The organism is Vibrio navarrensis, from assembly GCF_000764325.1.
In the GTDB taxonomy this organism is placed as follows: Bacteria; Pseudomonadota; Gammaproteobacteria; order Enterobacterales; family Vibrionaceae; genus Vibrio; species Vibrio navarrensis.
The window spans coordinates 2442966-2459417 of the sequence record NZ_JMCG01000001.1 but is presented as its reverse complement, the minus strand read 5'-3'; the positions used below and the strand labels follow the sequence as shown (position 1 = coordinate 2459417).

The following is a 16452-nucleotide window of genomic DNA, read 5'->3' as shown; positions in this document are numbered from 1 at the left end:
TTTCATTTCGTTTCTCTTCGTCACGATCCGCTTAGAACTGTCCAGCGACAGAGAAGAAGAACTGATCTTTACCGAGATCGCTATCAAAGCCGTGCGCGTAGCCTAACGTCACGGGCAACTCTAGGTTGTAGCCAAGACGCACCCCCACCGTGAATGACACACCCGCGCCAGTCAGTTGTTTGTACTCTTTAGTGTCACTCCACGCAGAACCTGAATCAACAAATGCTGTTCCTGAAATATCCCCTAAGCCTATCGGATACAATCCCCAGTTTCGTTCCACTCGTCCAAGCCAAGTGCTTGCTTCCACTCGCTGAGTCACATAGCGGTCGCCAGATTGTACCGTTTCGTCATATCCACGCAGCGCCTGCGTTTCACGGCCAAACAGTGCAACTTCATCACTTTGGTCGGAACCACCTAAGCGGAACGGTTTCGCTTTGCTATCGGCTAAGCCCCCAGCAAGGCGCAATGACAATGTCGAGCGCCCCGGCAGGTCAAACGTGGCTTGCCACTGACCTTGGTATTTCTCACCTTGGTAGTCACTTCCCAACAGTTCATTGCTTTCAACCACCACATCTAAGTAATGCCCCCAACCTATGCCCGGAACATTGAGATAGGTTTCACGATTGTCGAATGTCGCTGCGATCCCGGCCAGAGATTCTTCCGTTTCTACGTAAGGTTTAGTGGCACCAAACTTCGGTTTTTTCTCTTCGGACTCTTTATCCCAGTACACACCCGCCGCAAAGCTGAGCTGGTCTTCAATCGCGGTGAAAAGGTGGTTTCGCTGAATAAGTGCACTGTCACTTTGTTCAATGCGATAGGTTTCAGAGCTGCCTTGCTTAAACGTGGTAAAATCGTGTGAGCGCTCTAACTGGATCATCCAACGTGAATCGTACAAATAGCCCAAATTGTACTGAGCAAGGCTATTTTCTGTATCCCAAGCGAAACCGAGTTGATATTGGTGACGATTCAACGCATCCGCCCCGTTAATCATAAAACCAGCCAGTGTTTGGTTCTCATCTTGCGAAATGATAGGCAGCCAAGTACGTGGACGCAGACTAGACCAAGGGCTGTAATCGATTATCTCACTCTTTGCAGCCACTTCTTCAACAGGATCAACGTAGTTGTACTGACCTTGCGCATCGGCCACGGTAAAGGTGCGTAGCGGTTCTACACGCTCTTTTTCGCGTAACGTGTAACCTTTTGCATCATAGGATTGATAAACCAGCCCGCTTCCCGCTTGCCAATGGGGCTCAAACGCTCCGCCGACTTCACGGGTAAGCTGAGAAATCTGTTGTGTCTCTAGGTCAAGCGAATAGATATTAAACACGCCGTCGTAATCGGCGCTATAGAGCACTTTACCATCTGGCATCATCGTCGGGGCATTTTCCACTGCGCGCGAGTCCGTCAGCTTGTGCCACGTCGCGCTGGTAAGATCAAAACGCTCTAGGTTCCAACCTTGCTGCGGGCGTTTCATGCTCGCGACTAAGAAATCGCCTTGCGGCGCGAGAGAAAATCCGCCCAGTACATCACCGTCTTCTCCCTGCCAAATCAGCGTATTACTTTCAGGGTTGCTGGCATCCATAAGCCACAGCTCACTCAAGCCATCCACCTTACGTGACGCGAGGTATTGATACCCGTCCGGCAACCATTTCGCCATACGAAAACGCTGTTTTTCCGTCAACTGCGTCCAGCGATCATCTTGATAGACAAACACATCACTCAATACGCGGCCATCGGCGTAGGTGATAGAGCGAGTTGCCAGAACCCCCGCCTGTAGATGAACATCCAGCGAATTGATCTGTTTGGTTTTGCTCAGTGTTTGCGCGTTTTCTCCGTCAATACGCTGTAACTTTGAATAACCGTCACCATCATTTCTATTAACCAGCAAACCGCTGTCACTGGCACTGACCACTTGCAAAAATGGTGCGGTGTACTTGCCTTTGCCAATCACAGCGGCTTCGGTCATTTGTGTCACGTCACCTTGGTATTGCTGGTAAATGTGACTTTGGAAATCAGACCACAACTGCTCGAGATCTTTGCCAAACGTGGTTCTTGCGGTGCGATTAAGCAAAAAGAACGGAATCACTTTTCTGCTGTAGCTGGTGAGAAATTCACCCACTTTCTCATCGCCATACGTATCGGCGAGGTACTGAACAAAATAAGCGCCATACAAATAGTTGTAGCCCAATGGCCACTCTCTTGATGCGACGGCGACCTGATTCAAGCTTTTCACTTCACCAGACGCCACTTCCATGCGCATCTGCATGTCGTAGCCAGTACCTTGTAAGCGCCCGTAACCTGCCGCTTGGTTTGTCTCTTGATAGACAGCTAATCCTTCAAGCATGAAAGATGGCGTCATAAGGTGCGGGTACAAAAACGGATTGCGGCCGAAAATGTTGCGTAATGTTTTGATCGCTCCGCCACCCATCTCCATATGCATGATGTGCGTGTACTCATGTTTGATCAGCAAATGCATCCATTCATCATTGTTTTCTAAACTGTTCGCCTCATCGGGCGGGCTCATGATCAAACGGATTTGCGGATAAGGCACCACCGTCGCCCAGCCGTTAGAAAAGTCATACTCATCAACAAGAACAATTTCTGTTTTTTCTTCTGGTTGATAACCAAAAAACGGCACTAACTCGCGGTGTGATTGTTCAGCCAGATCAAGCGCACGAGCTGCTTGCTTTTCATGGCCATTGCGAAAATGAATCACAAAATGGTCAGAAGATTGAGTCAGCCAAGATTCATTTGCTCTATCCCAAGCGACAGATTGCGCCGCTGCTTGCTGAGGAATCGCCGCGCCAACCGCCAGAAAGGCGGCCAACGTCATAGCGATGGGTGATGGTTTCATAACGTTTTCCCGTAAGTACACAGATATTCAATTGAACTACTGGCGAATAATGTACACCGTTTTATTAATAAGTCATTCCTATCTTTGTATGGGAATGTATAGATCGGCAGTAAACTGTGCAACGAGCACCTTGCAATTTCCTGATCCTTTTATCGAATTGAACCAAAGAGTTAGCAAAGCGTGGGTTGGAGGCTTTACGCGTGTGTGCCAAACTTGAACGTATGCAAACAAAAACGGTGGCCTCAGCCACCGCACGATCAAACGATTTAAAAACAGAATGCGGTTAGAGACTCAGCTTTTCACCAAACAGCACACTGTTTCTGCCGCTATGCTTGGCTTTGTAGAGTTGTTTGTCTGCAATTTCAAATGCCTGTTTTAGCAGAGCTTCACACTGCTCTAGAGAGATCTTGTCACTGGTTGACTCGATAGCGACCGCGCCGATTGAAATGGTGACCACACCAAACGGCAAGTTGCCCTCATGGCGAATTGCTCGTTGGGCAACGGATTGATGGATATGCTGCACTCGTTCTGTCAAAGATGCAGGATCTCTCCCAGTGATAATAAACGCGAACTCCTCGCCACCAATACGACAAGCGATTTCACTGCGCCGAATATGCTGGTTAATCACCGATGCTACATCCGTCAGCACGTTGTCACCTTCGGTATGTCCGTAAGTGTCATTGAAGGACTTGAAATTATCGATGTCACATAGCAGGAAGTAAGCGTGCTCTCTCTTAAGAAGCGTGTTTTGCAGTGTTTTCGCCGAGCTGGCTTTGTATTTGTAGCGCGATCCTAGCCCCGTCAAAGGATCGGTCTCCGCTTGCAGATGCAACACTTTGAGTTGATTTTTTATCTTGGTAATTAAGCTGGAGTAAGAACGGGCTAAATCCCCAATTTCATCAGCTCGGCGTATTTCAGGAATATTGCCTTGATCGATTTTTTCGATGTCTTGCTTCATGGAAAACGCCAGCGCTTTTAACGGGCTGACTAGCCATATAGTGATGAGGTAAATCAGCACCAGAGAGATAACAAAAGCACCGACCGCTTCTTTGAGGATCACGCCTAAAAGGGCGAGTTTTATCTCACTTAGACGTTTGGCATCCACCTCCGCCCACAAATAGCCCGCATTTTTATTACGCAGGGGAAGAACCACGTGCAAATAGTTATTGCTGGGGTCGAGAAAATAGCCTCGTTTACCAATATTATTTGGCATAGACGGCAACAGGGTGCTGCGGGTTAATTCTACGCTTTTTTCCAGCAGCTCAATTTCAACGCTGGATTTATTAAGAAGATACTTGAGCTTATCTAGACGTACGCTATCGCTTTTCGGTGTGCGCTCGTACGCCGTTTTTAAGGTTTGCAACTGCCCTTTGGCGGTGTCAATTTCGCCAGCGGTGACATCCGTACGCCAAATGCAGCCAACAACAAAAATAGAGGTTTTGACAATTTCGCTATCACATTGATTTCTTATGCAATACGTCCTGAAAGAAGTACGCAAAATTGAAGCTAGAAAGAGAAGTTTTATATCCGGATATTATCGATTAGCATCAACTAATTCACGATTTTATTTATAAGCTCACATGGATTTTTGAACTATGTCTTAAAATCGCGCGCAAGATCGCTTAATCTTTAATCCTTTGTATTACAGCGTTTTTACAGTTTTTGCCCAATGTGAACGGAATAGCCTAGTGCCACTTGTTTTCATTTTTGATAAGACACAGGTTATCGGTGTGGACCATGGAAGAGTATTTATTAAAAATTAAGCAGTTAGAGAAAGAACTCCAACAATTGAAGCAGGAAAACGCTCGGCTTCAGGAGAAACTGCATGTTGCCTTAGACGGCACAGGATTATGTTTGTGGGAGCAACATGTACCAACGGGCACACTCACTATTTTCAATATGGAATGGGGGAAAATGCTCGGGTATCAATCGCACGAATTAACCGCCACCGTCGAGACTTGGAAAAGCAAGTTACATCCTGATGATTACGATCTTGCAGTAGGCGCCTTTGAAGACCATTTGGCCGGAAAAACCGACTTATATCAGGTTGTTCATCGCATGGTTCATAAGGATGGCAGCGACAATTGGGTTTCTGATCGAGGCCGGGTAGTAGAATACGATGCGGGCGGCGCTCCCCTACGAATGATGGGCACGCACATCGACATTACCCAAGAAAAGCGCTACGAGCAGCAGCTCGCTAAGCTGGCAGACAGCGATCCGTTGACTGGATTGCTCAATCGCAGTGCGCTCGAAAAACAATTTTATGCCGAAACAAGCGTATCTAGTGATCAACGCTGGGCGCTTATTTTCATTGACGTGGACAACTTCAAAAGCGTCAATGACGAACTGGGGCACAAAACGGGTGACAGCGTCCTTATTGCCGTTGCGCAATACCTCAAACAAGTGACGCAGACAAACAGCCAAATTGGCCGCTTAGGCGGTGATGAATTTGTGATGCTATGCCAATACGTTGAACGCAGCGAGATAATGCACATCTGCGATCAGCTTCTTTCTCGCCTCTCTAAGCCGTTTGAATTTGCGCCTAAAGTTTCCATTGGATTAAGTATTGGTGTTTGCCTCTTTCAAGGCGCGGGCCAGCCATTTGATGATATTTATGAAAAAGCCGATGCCGCCATGTATCGAGTGAAGAAAAGCGGTAAAAACAGCGTCGCCTTTGTCGACATCAATGATTGAGGTCATGTAATTTTCACAAACGCTTTATATGCTATCGGCACGATTCCCGTAGAGTATCTTTTGTGAAGCCGCTAAAACGCTATCAATATGAACGTTATGCCGTGCTGTGCAGCCTTGCCTACCCGAGAGTATTCAAACAGACTCGCTACGGGTTTGATCCAAACGGACAACGCATTATCAAAAACCAGTTTGGTAAAACCATGATTCGAGTGTTGTGGAGTAAAGACTCAGATGAAGCGGTGGTGGTGATAAAAGGCTCTCACAGTCTTAGTGACTGGCTGCTTAACTTTGCATTATGGACGAGAAGTTGCCGTCATTTAGGTCTATCCTACCGTATCCATGCTGGTTTTTACCATCTGTTACATCAAGAGAGCCAACCATCACGCAATGCCGATACGCTCGGAATGAGCGTGTTAGACAAGCTTGAACAAACGGTTGTACCACTGTTATTTGAAGGAAAACGCATCACCATTACTGGCCATTCATCAGGAGGGGCGATTGGTTGTGTTTTTGCAGACTATCTAGAGCACAAGTACCCCAAATCCATCAAACGTGTGGTCACTTTTGGTCAGCCTGCGATTGGCGACTGGCGTTTTCCACGCCATTACACTTTGGCGCACAAAACCTACCGCATCTGCTGCGATCTCGATATCGTCACCTTTATGCCGCCCGTCCCCTTTCTTTACTGGCATGCTGGTAAAATGCTTTGGCTGTACAACGGGCGCATTTACGAGAATACGCCAACCTATGAGAGGCTTGGGCGCTCGCTACTCAGTTGGATCCTAAGGCCCTTTTCTTATCATCTGATGAGCAAGTACATTAGAAATAAAGATTTTTTTGATGAGCGCTGACAGCAGAGACAAAACTGGCCAGCAAACTGGCCTGAGTAACCGTTACAAAGAAGCGATCTCTTTTTCGAGTTGGTATTTTTGGTCGGTGACAATTTTCTCAAGTACAACCACGCGCTGAGTCAACTTTTCAACTTGCAAACGCAACTCGTCATGATCACTGCTTGATGACTTGCGTGTGTCTGTCAGTTCGAGCGCTTTTACTTTTTCCCTGTGATTGAGCACAATTTTCAACATGCCACTGCCAAAAATGGCGGCGAAGATGATGAAGACAACCAAAACGTTTGCGAGCGATTCCATGCTTTACTTCCTAAACCGTTTTATAAATAAGTCGCTAACAATTTATAACCAAATATTATCAAATACAAGCCGTTACTGACTGTTCAGTTGGCAGTTTTGCTTAAATCATGGTCTAGAGATTGGCAAGAAAAAGGGGTTGGAGATTCGTTACAGAGACAGTGCAAAACCAATTGGAAAAAGAGATTGAAGAGATAAATGGAGGCGCGTCCCGGAGTCGAACCGAGGTCCACGGATTTGCAATCCGCTGCATAGCCACTCTGCCAACGCGCCTCTGAAGAAATGTGATGGTGCCCCGGGCCGGACTTGAACCGGCACGACTCGAAAGTCGAGGGATTTTAAATCCCTTGTGTCTACCGATTTCACCACCAGGGCAACGCATACTGCGATGGAAGACACCATCTGTTCTTACGAGCTTTGCCGTGAGAACGAGGCGTACTTTAACGGATTAAGTTTTTAGGTCAACAAGAAATTTACTTTAATTGATTCAACTGCTTAAAAAGCGCTCCAGAGAGTCTATTCGTCAAGCAATCTGCGCAAGGGTTAAACAAACCAGCACTGAACCACGAAACTTTGCTCACCCCATGATTATGGTGCCAATCATCAGCGTTTAGTCATCGCACCATATCCTTAACGTTTGTTGTCGGGATGACGTGGACAGTCGCGGCAAAGCGGACGCCCTTGGCATTTGTAAACCAAGCAGCAACTGGTACGCACTAAGGCGAGTTGCTTTGTTCCAGCTTGATAGTTGAGCGAGCTAGCCAATTTCTCCGGAAGTCCACAGGCTCTGAGCCACAAATGCGCATGTTGAAGTAAATATTCGCCCGACAATTCGGGATGCTGCTCACTGAGCCTCACTAAACATCCCAACAGGCCATCGGCAAAAAGATGCTGGGTAAAACCGGGGCGAACGCGCGTCCACTCACTCATTTCTAGACGAAAATAATCAAACAGCCGCATGAGTTCTTGTCCTGCTCGCTCAATGAGATCCTCTTCACTGCCCTGCCACACCTCGGTGGAGGTAAATTGATAACCGCTGATAAAACTCGGTTGAACATGCTGCGCCATCGAAGAGAGTTTCGGCAGACCGCGACAGGTGTAAATGGCAGTAAAGGCAACAAAGATTGGCTGCCAGCAAACTAGCGTCCAAGTGCGTGTCAACCAGTAAGCAGCGCCAGCCTCAGGATGTGCTTGCTGCAAACTCTCGTAGAGCTGGCGAATAGTGTCTGAGCTAGAGCGCTCGATACAGATAAGCGAAGCATCCCTATCTCGCTCCGCCAGCGATTTTATCTCACCATGTAAATAGGGCGTGATCGCCTTCGAATGGCGAAAAAGCCGTGCAAAAAACGCAGGAGAACTCATCTTGCTGATCTTACTCCGAACAATGTATGGCAAGAGAATAAGCAACCCCACACGTTATTGCAAATCATTCTCGTTAATGAAGATTTGATAGTTCCGCGGCTTTGCAAGCTGGTTTACCCACCAAGAGCCGCAACTCGGCACGTTCAGAGGGTGCTTTTTCATCAATACCTCGGCGGAGTTTAGTGATTTAGACAGTGAGATCGCTCGCTTTTGTCTTCTGCATAAACAGCAGGTTCGCGCGATCATCTCGCATCACTTGCAAAGCAAAAATCCGCTATTGCTGGATGCCATGTGCCTTTTAAAGGAGGGGGCGATTGTTACCGCTCATTTAAGCGGCAAAAGTGAACAAGTGGCAGAGCAATGCATCCAGATCTTGGGTACGTTTGAAGTATGAGCGACTGAACGAGAACGGCCACACACTTACTCACAATGGACTTGGTTTGTGGCCTGCTTGTCACAGCAAGCCACATTTCCCAGACTAGCGAGGCTTTAAGACACGCAACTCTCTAAAGTTACGTCATCACAACGCTCGCTAAAGCGGAGCCTTTTGTGACAATAACGCTCAAGTTCTTGATGGCTGTGACTGATCAAAATTAGTGCACAGCCTATCGATTGCGTGGTATGGATCAGCAATTCCATGGTCTCTCTTGCAATGTGCGGATCTAAACGCGTGGTCGGCTCGTCGGCGATCAACAAGGTCGGCTTTAAGAGCAGCACACGCAAAATCGCAATGCGCTGTAGCTCACCGCCCGACACTTGCTCCGAAGTACGCGGCAAAATGTCCGCAGCAATGTGCAACTGCTGCGCATAACGTTCTATCAGATTCGGCTCAATGCCATGTAATTGACACAAGTCCAATAACTGTCGATACAAACTTAACTGCGGTGAAAAAGATTGCGGTGGATCTTGGTACAATTTCAACCGCTTACCAAGCAGAAAGTCCTGATGATAAACAACCGAGCCCGAGAGTGGTTTCTTCAATCCAAGCAGCACATCAGCAAGGGTCGACTTACCACAACCGCTTGGACCGGAAAAGCCAATCACCTCCCCTTTACGCAATGAAAAACTCAGTTCGCGAATCAAAGTTCTCTCTTTAAAACCGACACTTAGCTGTTGCACATCGAGTAAAGGTTCAGCCAAACACGCTGTGGGTTTTGCCTCACCAGCCTGACTAGCTCGAATTAAAGATTGCGAATAGTGATCGCTGTGATCCGATTGCCATTGCTCGAACGTCTTTTCCTTGGCGAGCCAATGACCGTGTCGCAATACATAAAGTTTTCCTCCCAGTGCTTCGGCAACCTGCAAATCGTGAGTGATGGTGATCAACGCACCTCGTCTTTTTACTTCACGCAGCGCAGCGATCACTTGCTGTTTGCTTTGCTCATCCAATCCTTTTGTCGGCTCATCAGCGATGAGTAACCGGCCTCCCGCCGCTTTGGCGCAGAGTAGTGCACAGCGCTGAGCCATTCCGCCGGAGATTTCTAGCACGTGCTTTTGCTGAGCTTCATCAAGCTGCATACCAGCAAATGCACACTCAGTTTGCGCCTTAGCTTCAGCGCGTTTCATTCCCCTCACCCAGCGATACACTTCGCTGACTTGCTGCTCTATTTTCATCAACGGATTAAGTGACAAACGCGGCTCTTGTGGCAAAACCGCTATCTCTCTGCCCCACAACTGCTCGCGCTGCTGAGCGGTAAGCGTTGAGAGAGGAAGATCGCCAAGATAGAGCTCCCCCTCAGCGGCAAAACTCGCTGGTAAATCTCCTAAAATAGCTTTCACAAACAAACTTTTTCCGGAGCCCGTTTCACCAAGAATGGTAATGGATTGACCTTCTTGTAGGGCAAAAGAGAGCGGCTGAACCACCGTCTTTTCTCCCTGTTTCACCGCAAGCGCGTCAACTTTGAGAATGTTCATCGTAAACGCTCCTTCGTTTGAGCCAGAGAATAAAAGCTAAAAATCAGCAACATAAGAGTTAGAACGGGTTGCATAAGCACCCAAGGTGCGACCTGATAATAGCGAAACAGTTCTACCATCATCATACCTAGCTCGGCTTGAGGCGGACGAAGACCGACATACAAGAAACCCAGTGCTGCTAGGGCCAAAATCGCATTGCCTGCACCAAAGCAGACTAAGGTAAAGACATCCGCTTTTAAATAGGGCCAAATATGTACGCGAAAACGGTACAGACGACCAAAACCCAGTAGACGCGCATTTTCAAATTCATCGGCTTTGCTTAGCCTCTGAGTTTTGTTGCGGATCACGCGGAAAAACTCAGCCCACATGGTCACCGCGATACCAAACAGTAAAAAAGCGTAAGATCCAGGCACAATCGCGCCAAGAAGTAGCACCAACACGAGTCCGGGCAAAGCCATCACCATGTTAACCAACACCGAGGCGATTCGATCAAACCAACCGCCAAACCAACCCGATATCACGCCCGTAACTAGGCCGACGGTGACGGCTAAAGTGACACTTACCAAAGCGATCACCACTGAGTTGCAAATCGCGTCTGCTAAACGAGCGGCGTTGCTACGGCCAAAATGATCGGTGCCGAGTGGCTCGGACCAAGACGGAAATTGAAACACTTGGCTTAAATTCTGCGCAGCGACATCATGGTTGGAAAAGCACTTTATGTAGATAGAAAAACTCATCAAAAGAACTAGAATTGCACCACTAAACAGGTAGCGTAGATTGAGATTCGTCATACGACTTTCTCCTGTCGAATACGCGGGTCAAGCATATATTGAGCCAAATCCACCGCTGTGTTGATCGCAACAAACAAAAGCCCCATTACCAGCGCCGCTCCTTGAATAACCGGAATATCTCGCGCAAAGATAGCGTGTGACAACGCATGGCCGATGCCCGGCCAAGCAAACAGCGACTCAATCATCACAATCCCCTCAATTAAGCCCACAGCTTGCACACCAATAAAGGCAATCAATGGCAGGGCGATATTCAAGCGCGCGTGACGTTCGTACGCTCGTACCTCATCTAGCCCTTTATAGCGTGCGAAGCGGTAGTAGGCCGAACGTAGTACCAAGTACGCTTCGTTTTTTATCATCCGATTAGAGAGTGCCGCCAGCGTCAGTGCCAATGCCAAACTTGGTAAAACCACATGCTCTGGTCGACCAAATCCCAGCACTGGCAGCCAACCCAGTTGCAGTGCAAAGAGGATGATCAGCCCCAACCCAACCACAAATACTGGAGCAGAACGCAGCAGCACCGAAAGCGACAACACCATCTTGTCCACGCGCCCTCCCGGATATCGACCACAGTAGACACCGACCGGAAAGGCGATAAACAAGGAAAGTGCGAGTGCGGCAATAGCGAGGATCAGGCTATAGCCAAGGTGATGCCATAGCAGTTCATTGACGGCTTCTTCACTGACCAAGGAGTGGCCGAGATTTAAGTGCAATAACTCCCACAACCAAGCCACATATTGTTCAAACGCACTGCGCCCCAGCCCCAGCTCCACAGAGACCGCTTGGGCCGCCTCTTGGCTAACAAAATCGTAGCCGTAGCGGCTTGCCGCAATCCGATAGGCCATGTCACCGGGAAGCAGTTTCATCATCACAAAGGTGATAGTGCCCACTGCCCAAGCGACAAAACCCGCTTGTAACAGCCGTTTTAGCAGCAGGTCAATCATGGAACTGCAACTCCGACAGACGATAGTCAATCTCAAATGGGTCTAAGTGCAATCCCTGCAGTGACTGATTAAAAGCGACGTGCTGGCTACTGTAAGCGATTGGGATAACAGGCAGTTCTGTTGCCAATACACGAGCAACACGCTGACTCAATTCACGCTGATTTTCACCTGCTGCGGTCGAGATCAGTTCGGTTAAATCTTGCTGAACTTGTTGTGAATACCAGTTCATGTGGCCCCAATCACTGCCTTTTTCATCGCTAAAGTCTTGATAGAGAAGCGGCAGCGGTGTGCCAGTCAGGCCAAAGTTTCGCGCCACCAGCGCCATTTGCAAACTGTTGTCATGGTGACCTGCCGGAATCACGCTGGAGTTATCAATACTGACGTGCAAACGGATACCGATTTCCGCCAGTTGGCTTTGTAACGCGGTCGCGATCAGTGGTAGTTCTGGTCTGTCGGCGTAAGTGGTCAATTTAAGCGCGAACTCTTGCCCTTGACGCTCAAGCCAGCCTTGCGCATTTTTCTCCCAACCCAGCTCTTCGAGCAGTGCTTTCGCTTGCGCCACATCACGTTTCGCGGTTGGTTGCTCTATATGCCACGCTCGTTGCGCCTGACTAAACAGTTGATAAGCTTCACTGCCTGGCGCGTATAGAATGCTTTGGGCAATGCCTGTGCGATCCACGGCCAAGCTGATCGCTTGTCTGACTTTTGTCTCAGACAACAAGGGGTGCTGGTTATTCAGCTTCAACATGATCGTCCGTGGCAAATTGACGCTTTGTACCTTTACATTCTTAGCACTTTGCAAGTTTTGCTTGCTGATAGCATCAATCGAGTAGGCGATGTCAGACTGGCCACTTTGCAGCTCAAGCACACGGCTTTCAGAGCGGTGGCCTGCCACATAGTCTAACTGCGCAATCTTCGCCGATTTGCCCCAAAACGATTCAAAGCGTTTGGCACTCAACTTGTGCGGCACCACTAAATTGTCCAACTGGTAAGGCCCAGTCGCATTCAATTTGACAATACGACCTTCCGGGTCGAATGAGTCGGCAGAGAGAATACCTAAACTGAAATGCGCTAAGGTGTTAAGCAGCGGGAAATAAGGTGAGGTCAGTTCAATCACCAGTTGCTGACCGTTGGCTTCAATTTGGGCCACCGGAACTTTAGCAAACACGCCCGGTTTTTTCAGTGCGCGTTGAAGTGACTCTGACACATCTTCGGCCGTCAGAGGCTGCCCGTCATGGAACTTGACCCCTTCTCTAATCAAAAACTCCCATCGTGTACCTTGCTCATTGCGACGCCAAGATTGCGCCAGTAACGGCGCAATCTCTCCATTGCTTTCGAGTTGAGTCAACGATTGTGTGATGCCTAAGCGGCTGAAAATATATCCATTTTTAGACATATCCATGCCGTGAAACTCAAACGGACCTGAAATGGTTAAACGGTTATTCTCCGGGCTAGAGCTGGAGATACTCCAAGCTAAATAAGTTATGGCAACCACTGCCAGTAGAGCGACGATTTTTTTCATTTCTTTTCTATGGTGATTAAAAATATAAAAATATGTTATAACATAACAAAAGAAAGCAAAACAAATGAAAATAGTTTTTATTTATCAGGGAGAGATGAGCGAACAAGAGAAGACGTTGGTAAAGAAGAACACTTGCCCACCGATGGCAGGCAAGCTTTGTCGGGCACTAAAGCACAGTGACCAAATACTCTTGAGCTGTTGCTAGCTCAGGCGTGTCAATCTCTAACCAGTGACCGACTCTTTTCCATGAATCCAGTGGCTGACCATTGAGCTGCACCGCTTGCACTTCTTTACTATCCAGCGCCCACAGAATGCGCATCGATCTTTTTTCGGGTGCGCCAGTGTAATCGCCTTGCGTGCGAATGTGCAGTTGCACTTGTTTAGGTTGTACTTTGACCGATAGCTCTGTACGAAGAATCTCGCCGTTTAAGTACGCTTGACTTACGCCATCGTCTTCAAACAGAGTAAAACTTGCGTCTTGCTGGCCAAAAATTTTCACCCCTAACTGAGTCGGTACTTGGCTGGAAACTCCGTGCTCTTTGGGCGCAAAAGGAATAATCGCCCCTTCTGCCGCCAACAACGGCAAACGGTATTGTCCTTGCTGATAGAGCGCAAAAGATTTGCGTTCACCAGACGACAGACCCAAATCCTCACCAGTGCGATAATCAAACCAGTGCGCTTTGGGCAAATAGAGCGCTGTCTCTTTTGCGCCAAGCTGCGCAACCGCACTACTCAGTAGTGACTCGCCCACCATTTTTTCTGCCGTGGCCTTAGCGGCGTTTTCATCGTTCGGGAACTGATACGCCACACTGGAAAAGACCGCTTCTCCGTATTGATGCGCACGATGCGCCAGTGAATAGAGGTATGGGATCAACTCATAACGCAATTCAATGTTGTCGCGGTTACTGGCGAGATCGCCCACTCTGTCCGGAGCCGTTTCCTTACAATTACACAAGTTTTCGGTGTGAGGACGAACAGGCACGTCGAACATTGAGCTGTAAGCAAACCATTGGGTATAGGTTTCATTCAATACGCGCGGGATCTCATCCGGTGCGACACCTAGGCCGCCGCGGTGAAAACCGCCGATATCCGAACCGTAATAATCCATTCCTGAGAGCATCATATTGGTCTGTTGACCTGCATGCACGGCAAGGCTGGTTAGGTTAGAGCCAATGTCCGCCGACCACATTACTGCGCCGAACTTCTGCATTCCCGGTGCGCCGGAGCGTGACATCATAAAAGGTCGTTGGGTATTGTGGCCCTGCTGATAACCAAGGTAGATGCTTTTGAGCCAGTCGTAGTTATAGAGGTTGTGAATGTCGTCGTGTGATTTGTCTTGGTAGTACACCCCCTTGCTGTTGTACATCTCCGGCTCACCAAGATCGGTCCAGTGGCCGATGATGCCCATGTCAATTAGAGGTTGTCTCTTCCATTCGTGCCAAAACTGCCCCGCGTCTGGATTGATCCAGTCGATCATCCCGCCTTTACCCCACCAATGGCCACCACCTGTAGGATTGGTATTGATCGCTTTGCCCGTAGTCGGATCTTTCGCTAAAAAGCCTTTGGCTTCCATCTGCTGATGCTCTTCTCGGCCCGAGCTGACGTAGCTCTCTTCAATCAGCATCATGCTAACGCCCTGCTGTTTCAGTTGCGCAATTTTTTGTTTTGGCTGCGGGAAGTTTTCCTCATCCCAACGCAGTGTGCCCATATGGCTATTCTCATCATGGCTTTGCACATTGCCAAACCATTGCAAATCCATTACCACGCCATCAATGGGAAACTGGTTGGTATGGAGCGTCGCGAGCTTGTCATCCATCTCTTGCCAGTTATCAAAACCGTACTCAGAGAGCCACAAACCAAACATTTTACGCGGCGGTACCAACGGCTTGCCAACCAGTGACATGTATTGCTCACGCAGCGTTTTTTGCTCATCCGCCACCATCAACAGCAAGTCACGCTCACCTTTAACCGGTTTGATGGTCACGGTTTCTTGGGAAAAATCCCAACGTGTGTTGTAAATGTTGTTGAGATACAAAGCAAAGTCGCTCTGCTTACTGCTCGCGGCGTACAAAATCGGGAACTGAGTATTGCCCGTTGCACCGCCGTTAAAGCCGCTCATTTGATTACCCGACTGGCGAACACGCCCATTCCAGCGCCCATCCACCACACCGGGCTGCTGAAACTCTTGTCCCAACCCTTGATAGTCATAATGATTGACTGTGCGCAGAGAAATTTGCTTATCGCCATTTGGGCAGAGCTCGTTAACCGCGTCGCCATTGCTTTTACTGACTTTCACACACAACGTCCTGCCGTCCACCTCAGCTTTCAGTTTCGCTGTTGTCACGCCATCTTCACTGACATGAAAGGTGGATGGTTGCATTAGCGCATCGAAATCGGCCAGCTCGTTGGTTTGTGCTTGTGTTTGGCCAAAACGAATTCTCAGCACATCATCGGCCAACACAGAAATATGAACCGATTCTGCTGCAAGCAATGCTTTATCTTGTAGGGATGGATAGATGGTTGCCACTTGCTCCGCCGGCAGATATTGAGTTAACGCGTGCTTAAACTCTCCCTCAGAATAAAATGTTTGATTAAACAGGGGACGTAAATGACGAGTGAGTTTTAACTCTGGGTACGCTTTATTGAGGCGAAATACATCGGCAGCAGAGAGTTGATAACTTGGCATGCCTTGCAGGTAAAAGTCGCGACTTTGCTGGCTGGTATCCGCGCACGCCGCCAACAGGCACAGACTGATCAGCTTGATCGGCATTAATGTTGTTTTCACAATAAATATCCAATGAGACGTTATTTTATCGCTAGTATATAAAGCCGCGTCTCGAAGCAGAAATAGCTTCAACCGCACATGATATAAAAAATATCTATATCAAAACGCTCATTCACGGTAAGAATGCCGCAGCTTCTTACACGGGAAAAGAAAGAGACAACAAAAAGTGTGATGACGATAATAATGTTGGTGAAACAAGAAGATGTATAGGTAAGAGGAAACAAACTTAGTGTAAGAAGAGAAGAAACTTAAGAGAGAATGGAGGCGCGTCCCGGAGTCGAACCGAGGTCCACGGATTTGCAATCCGCTGCATAGCCACTCTGCCAACGCGCCTTTGATATTGAATTCAACGTATTAGGAGTGCCCTAACCCGCTTGGCCGCTACTTTACCGATTGAGCAGAGAGAGTCAAACAAAATCAGCAACCACCCGTTTGTTTGCTGTC

11 protein-coding genes and 3 tRNA genes are annotated in these 16452 nt (G+C 48.2%); 2 read left to right on the top strand and 12 right to left on the bottom strand.

Features of this window, described 5'->3' with window-relative positions; translation table 11 throughout:
• Window positions 1-31 precede the first annotated feature (31 nt).
• Together EA26_RS10935 and EA26_RS10930 are read right to left on the bottom strand one after the other, a co-directional pair.
• Window positions 32-2854, bottom strand: a complete 2823-nt coding sequence (locus EA26_RS10935) for a hypothetical protein (protein WP_039427416.1) — start codon at window positions 2852-2854, stop codon at window positions 32-34.
• 283 nt (window positions 2855-3137) lie between these two features.
• On the bottom strand, window positions 3138-4352 hold the full coding sequence (locus tag EA26_RS10930) for a GGDEF domain-containing protein (RefSeq protein ID WP_052079725.1): 1215 nt from the start codon (window positions 4350-4352) through the stop codon (window positions 3138-3140).
• A gap of 239 nt (window positions 4353-4591) precedes the next feature.
• Here EA26_RS10930 and EA26_RS10925 point away from each other — a divergent pair, with 239 nt between their 5' ends.
• Complete coding sequence (locus tag EA26_RS10925; RefSeq protein WP_039427415.1) at window positions 4592-5548, top strand: sensor domain-containing diguanylate cyclase; 957 nt, start codon at window positions 4592-4594, stop codon at window positions 5546-5548.
• A 62-nt stretch (window positions 5549-5610) separates the two neighbouring features.
• Window positions 5611-6399, top strand: a complete 789-nt coding sequence (locus tag EA26_RS10920; RefSeq protein WP_039427413.1) for a lipase family protein — start codon at window positions 5611-5613, stop codon at window positions 6397-6399.
• Window positions 6400-6441: 42 nt separating this feature from the next.
• Here the strand turns inward: EA26_RS10920 and EA26_RS10915 are convergent, their stop codons facing one another.
• The 10 genes from EA26_RS10915 to EA26_RS10870 form a co-directional block, all read right to left on the bottom strand.
• Complete coding sequence (locus EA26_RS10915; protein WP_039427412.1) at window positions 6442-6696, bottom strand: nitrite reductase; 255 nt, start codon at window positions 6694-6696, stop codon at window positions 6442-6444.
• Window positions 6697-6892: 196 nt separating this feature from the next.
• A tRNA-Cys gene (locus tag EA26_RS10910) sits at window positions 6893-6966 on the bottom strand.
• Between the two features lie 15 nt (window positions 6967-6981).
• Window positions 6982-7068 (bottom strand) — tRNA-Leu (locus EA26_RS10905).
• Window positions 7069-7323: 255 nt separating this feature from the next.
• Window positions 7324-8055 (bottom strand): siderophore ferric iron reductase, encoded by a 732-nt coding sequence (locus EA26_RS10900; protein WP_039427411.1) that lies wholly within the window; start codon window positions 8053-8055, stop codon window positions 7324-7326.
• A gap of 489 nt (window positions 8056-8544) precedes the next feature.
• Window positions 8545-9969 (bottom strand): ABC transporter ATP-binding protein, encoded by a 1425-nt coding sequence (locus EA26_RS10895; protein ID WP_039427409.1) that lies wholly within the window; start codon window positions 9967-9969, stop codon window positions 8545-8547.
• Window positions 9966-10760: an ABC transporter permease gene (locus EA26_RS10890; protein WP_052079723.1), complete on the bottom strand. Its 795-nt coding sequence runs from the start codon at window positions 10758-10760 to the stop codon at window positions 9966-9968. Before EA26_RS10890 ends, EA26_RS10895 begins: the two co-directional genes overlap by 4 nt.
• Window positions 10757-11701 carry an ABC transporter permease gene (locus EA26_RS10885; RefSeq protein ID WP_039427408.1) on the bottom strand — a complete coding sequence of 315 codons (945 nt, stop codon included), beginning with the start codon at window positions 11699-11701 and terminating at the stop codon, window positions 10757-10759. Before EA26_RS10885 ends, EA26_RS10890 begins: the two co-directional genes overlap by 4 nt.
• Window positions 11694-13223, bottom strand: coding sequence for an ABC transporter substrate-binding protein (locus EA26_RS10880; RefSeq protein WP_039427407.1), 1530 nt, complete (start codon window positions 13221-13223; stop codon window positions 11694-11696). Before EA26_RS10880 ends, EA26_RS10885 begins: the two co-directional genes overlap by 8 nt.
• Before the next feature lie 166 nt (window positions 13224-13389).
• Window positions 13390-16008 carry a glycoside hydrolase family 31 protein gene (locus tag EA26_RS10875; RefSeq protein WP_235425322.1) on the bottom strand — a complete coding sequence of 873 codons (2619 nt, stop codon included), beginning with the start codon at window positions 16006-16008 and terminating at the stop codon, window positions 13390-13392.
• 259 nt (window positions 16009-16267) lie between these two features.
• A tRNA-Cys gene (locus EA26_RS10870) sits at window positions 16268-16341 on the bottom strand.
• Between the last annotated feature and the right edge of the window lie 111 nt (window positions 16342-16452).

Coding starts and splice junctions, on each gene's coding strand:
- EA26_RS10935 (WP_039427416.1), bottom strand. CDS start 2,854: ATGAAACCATCACCCATCGCTATGACGTTGGCCGCCTTTCTGGCGGTT.
- EA26_RS10885 (WP_039427408.1), bottom strand. CDS start 11,701: ATGATTGACCTGCTGCTAAAACGGCTGTTACAAGCGGGTTTTGTCGCT.
- EA26_RS10915 (WP_039427412.1), bottom strand. CDS start 6,696: ATGGAATCGCTCGCAAACGTTTTGGTTGTCTTCATCATCTTCGCCGCC.
- EA26_RS10895 (WP_039427409.1), bottom strand. CDS start 9,969: ATGAACATTCTCAAAGTTGACGCGCTTGCGGTGAAACAGGGAGAAAAG.
- EA26_RS10890 (WP_052079723.1), bottom strand. CDS start 10,760: ATGACGAATCTCAATCTACGCTACCTGTTTAGTGGTGCAATTCTAGTT.
- EA26_RS10900 (WP_039427411.1), bottom strand. CDS start 8,055: ATGAGTTCTCCTGCGTTTTTTGCACGGCTTTTTCGCCATTCGAAGGCG.
- EA26_RS10925 (WP_039427415.1), top strand. CDS start 4,592: ATGGAAGAGTATTTATTAAAAATTAAGCAGTTAGAGAAAGAACTCCAA.
- EA26_RS10880 (WP_039427407.1), bottom strand. CDS start 13,223: ATGAAAAAAATCGTCGCTCTACTGGCAGTGGTTGCCATAACTTATTTA.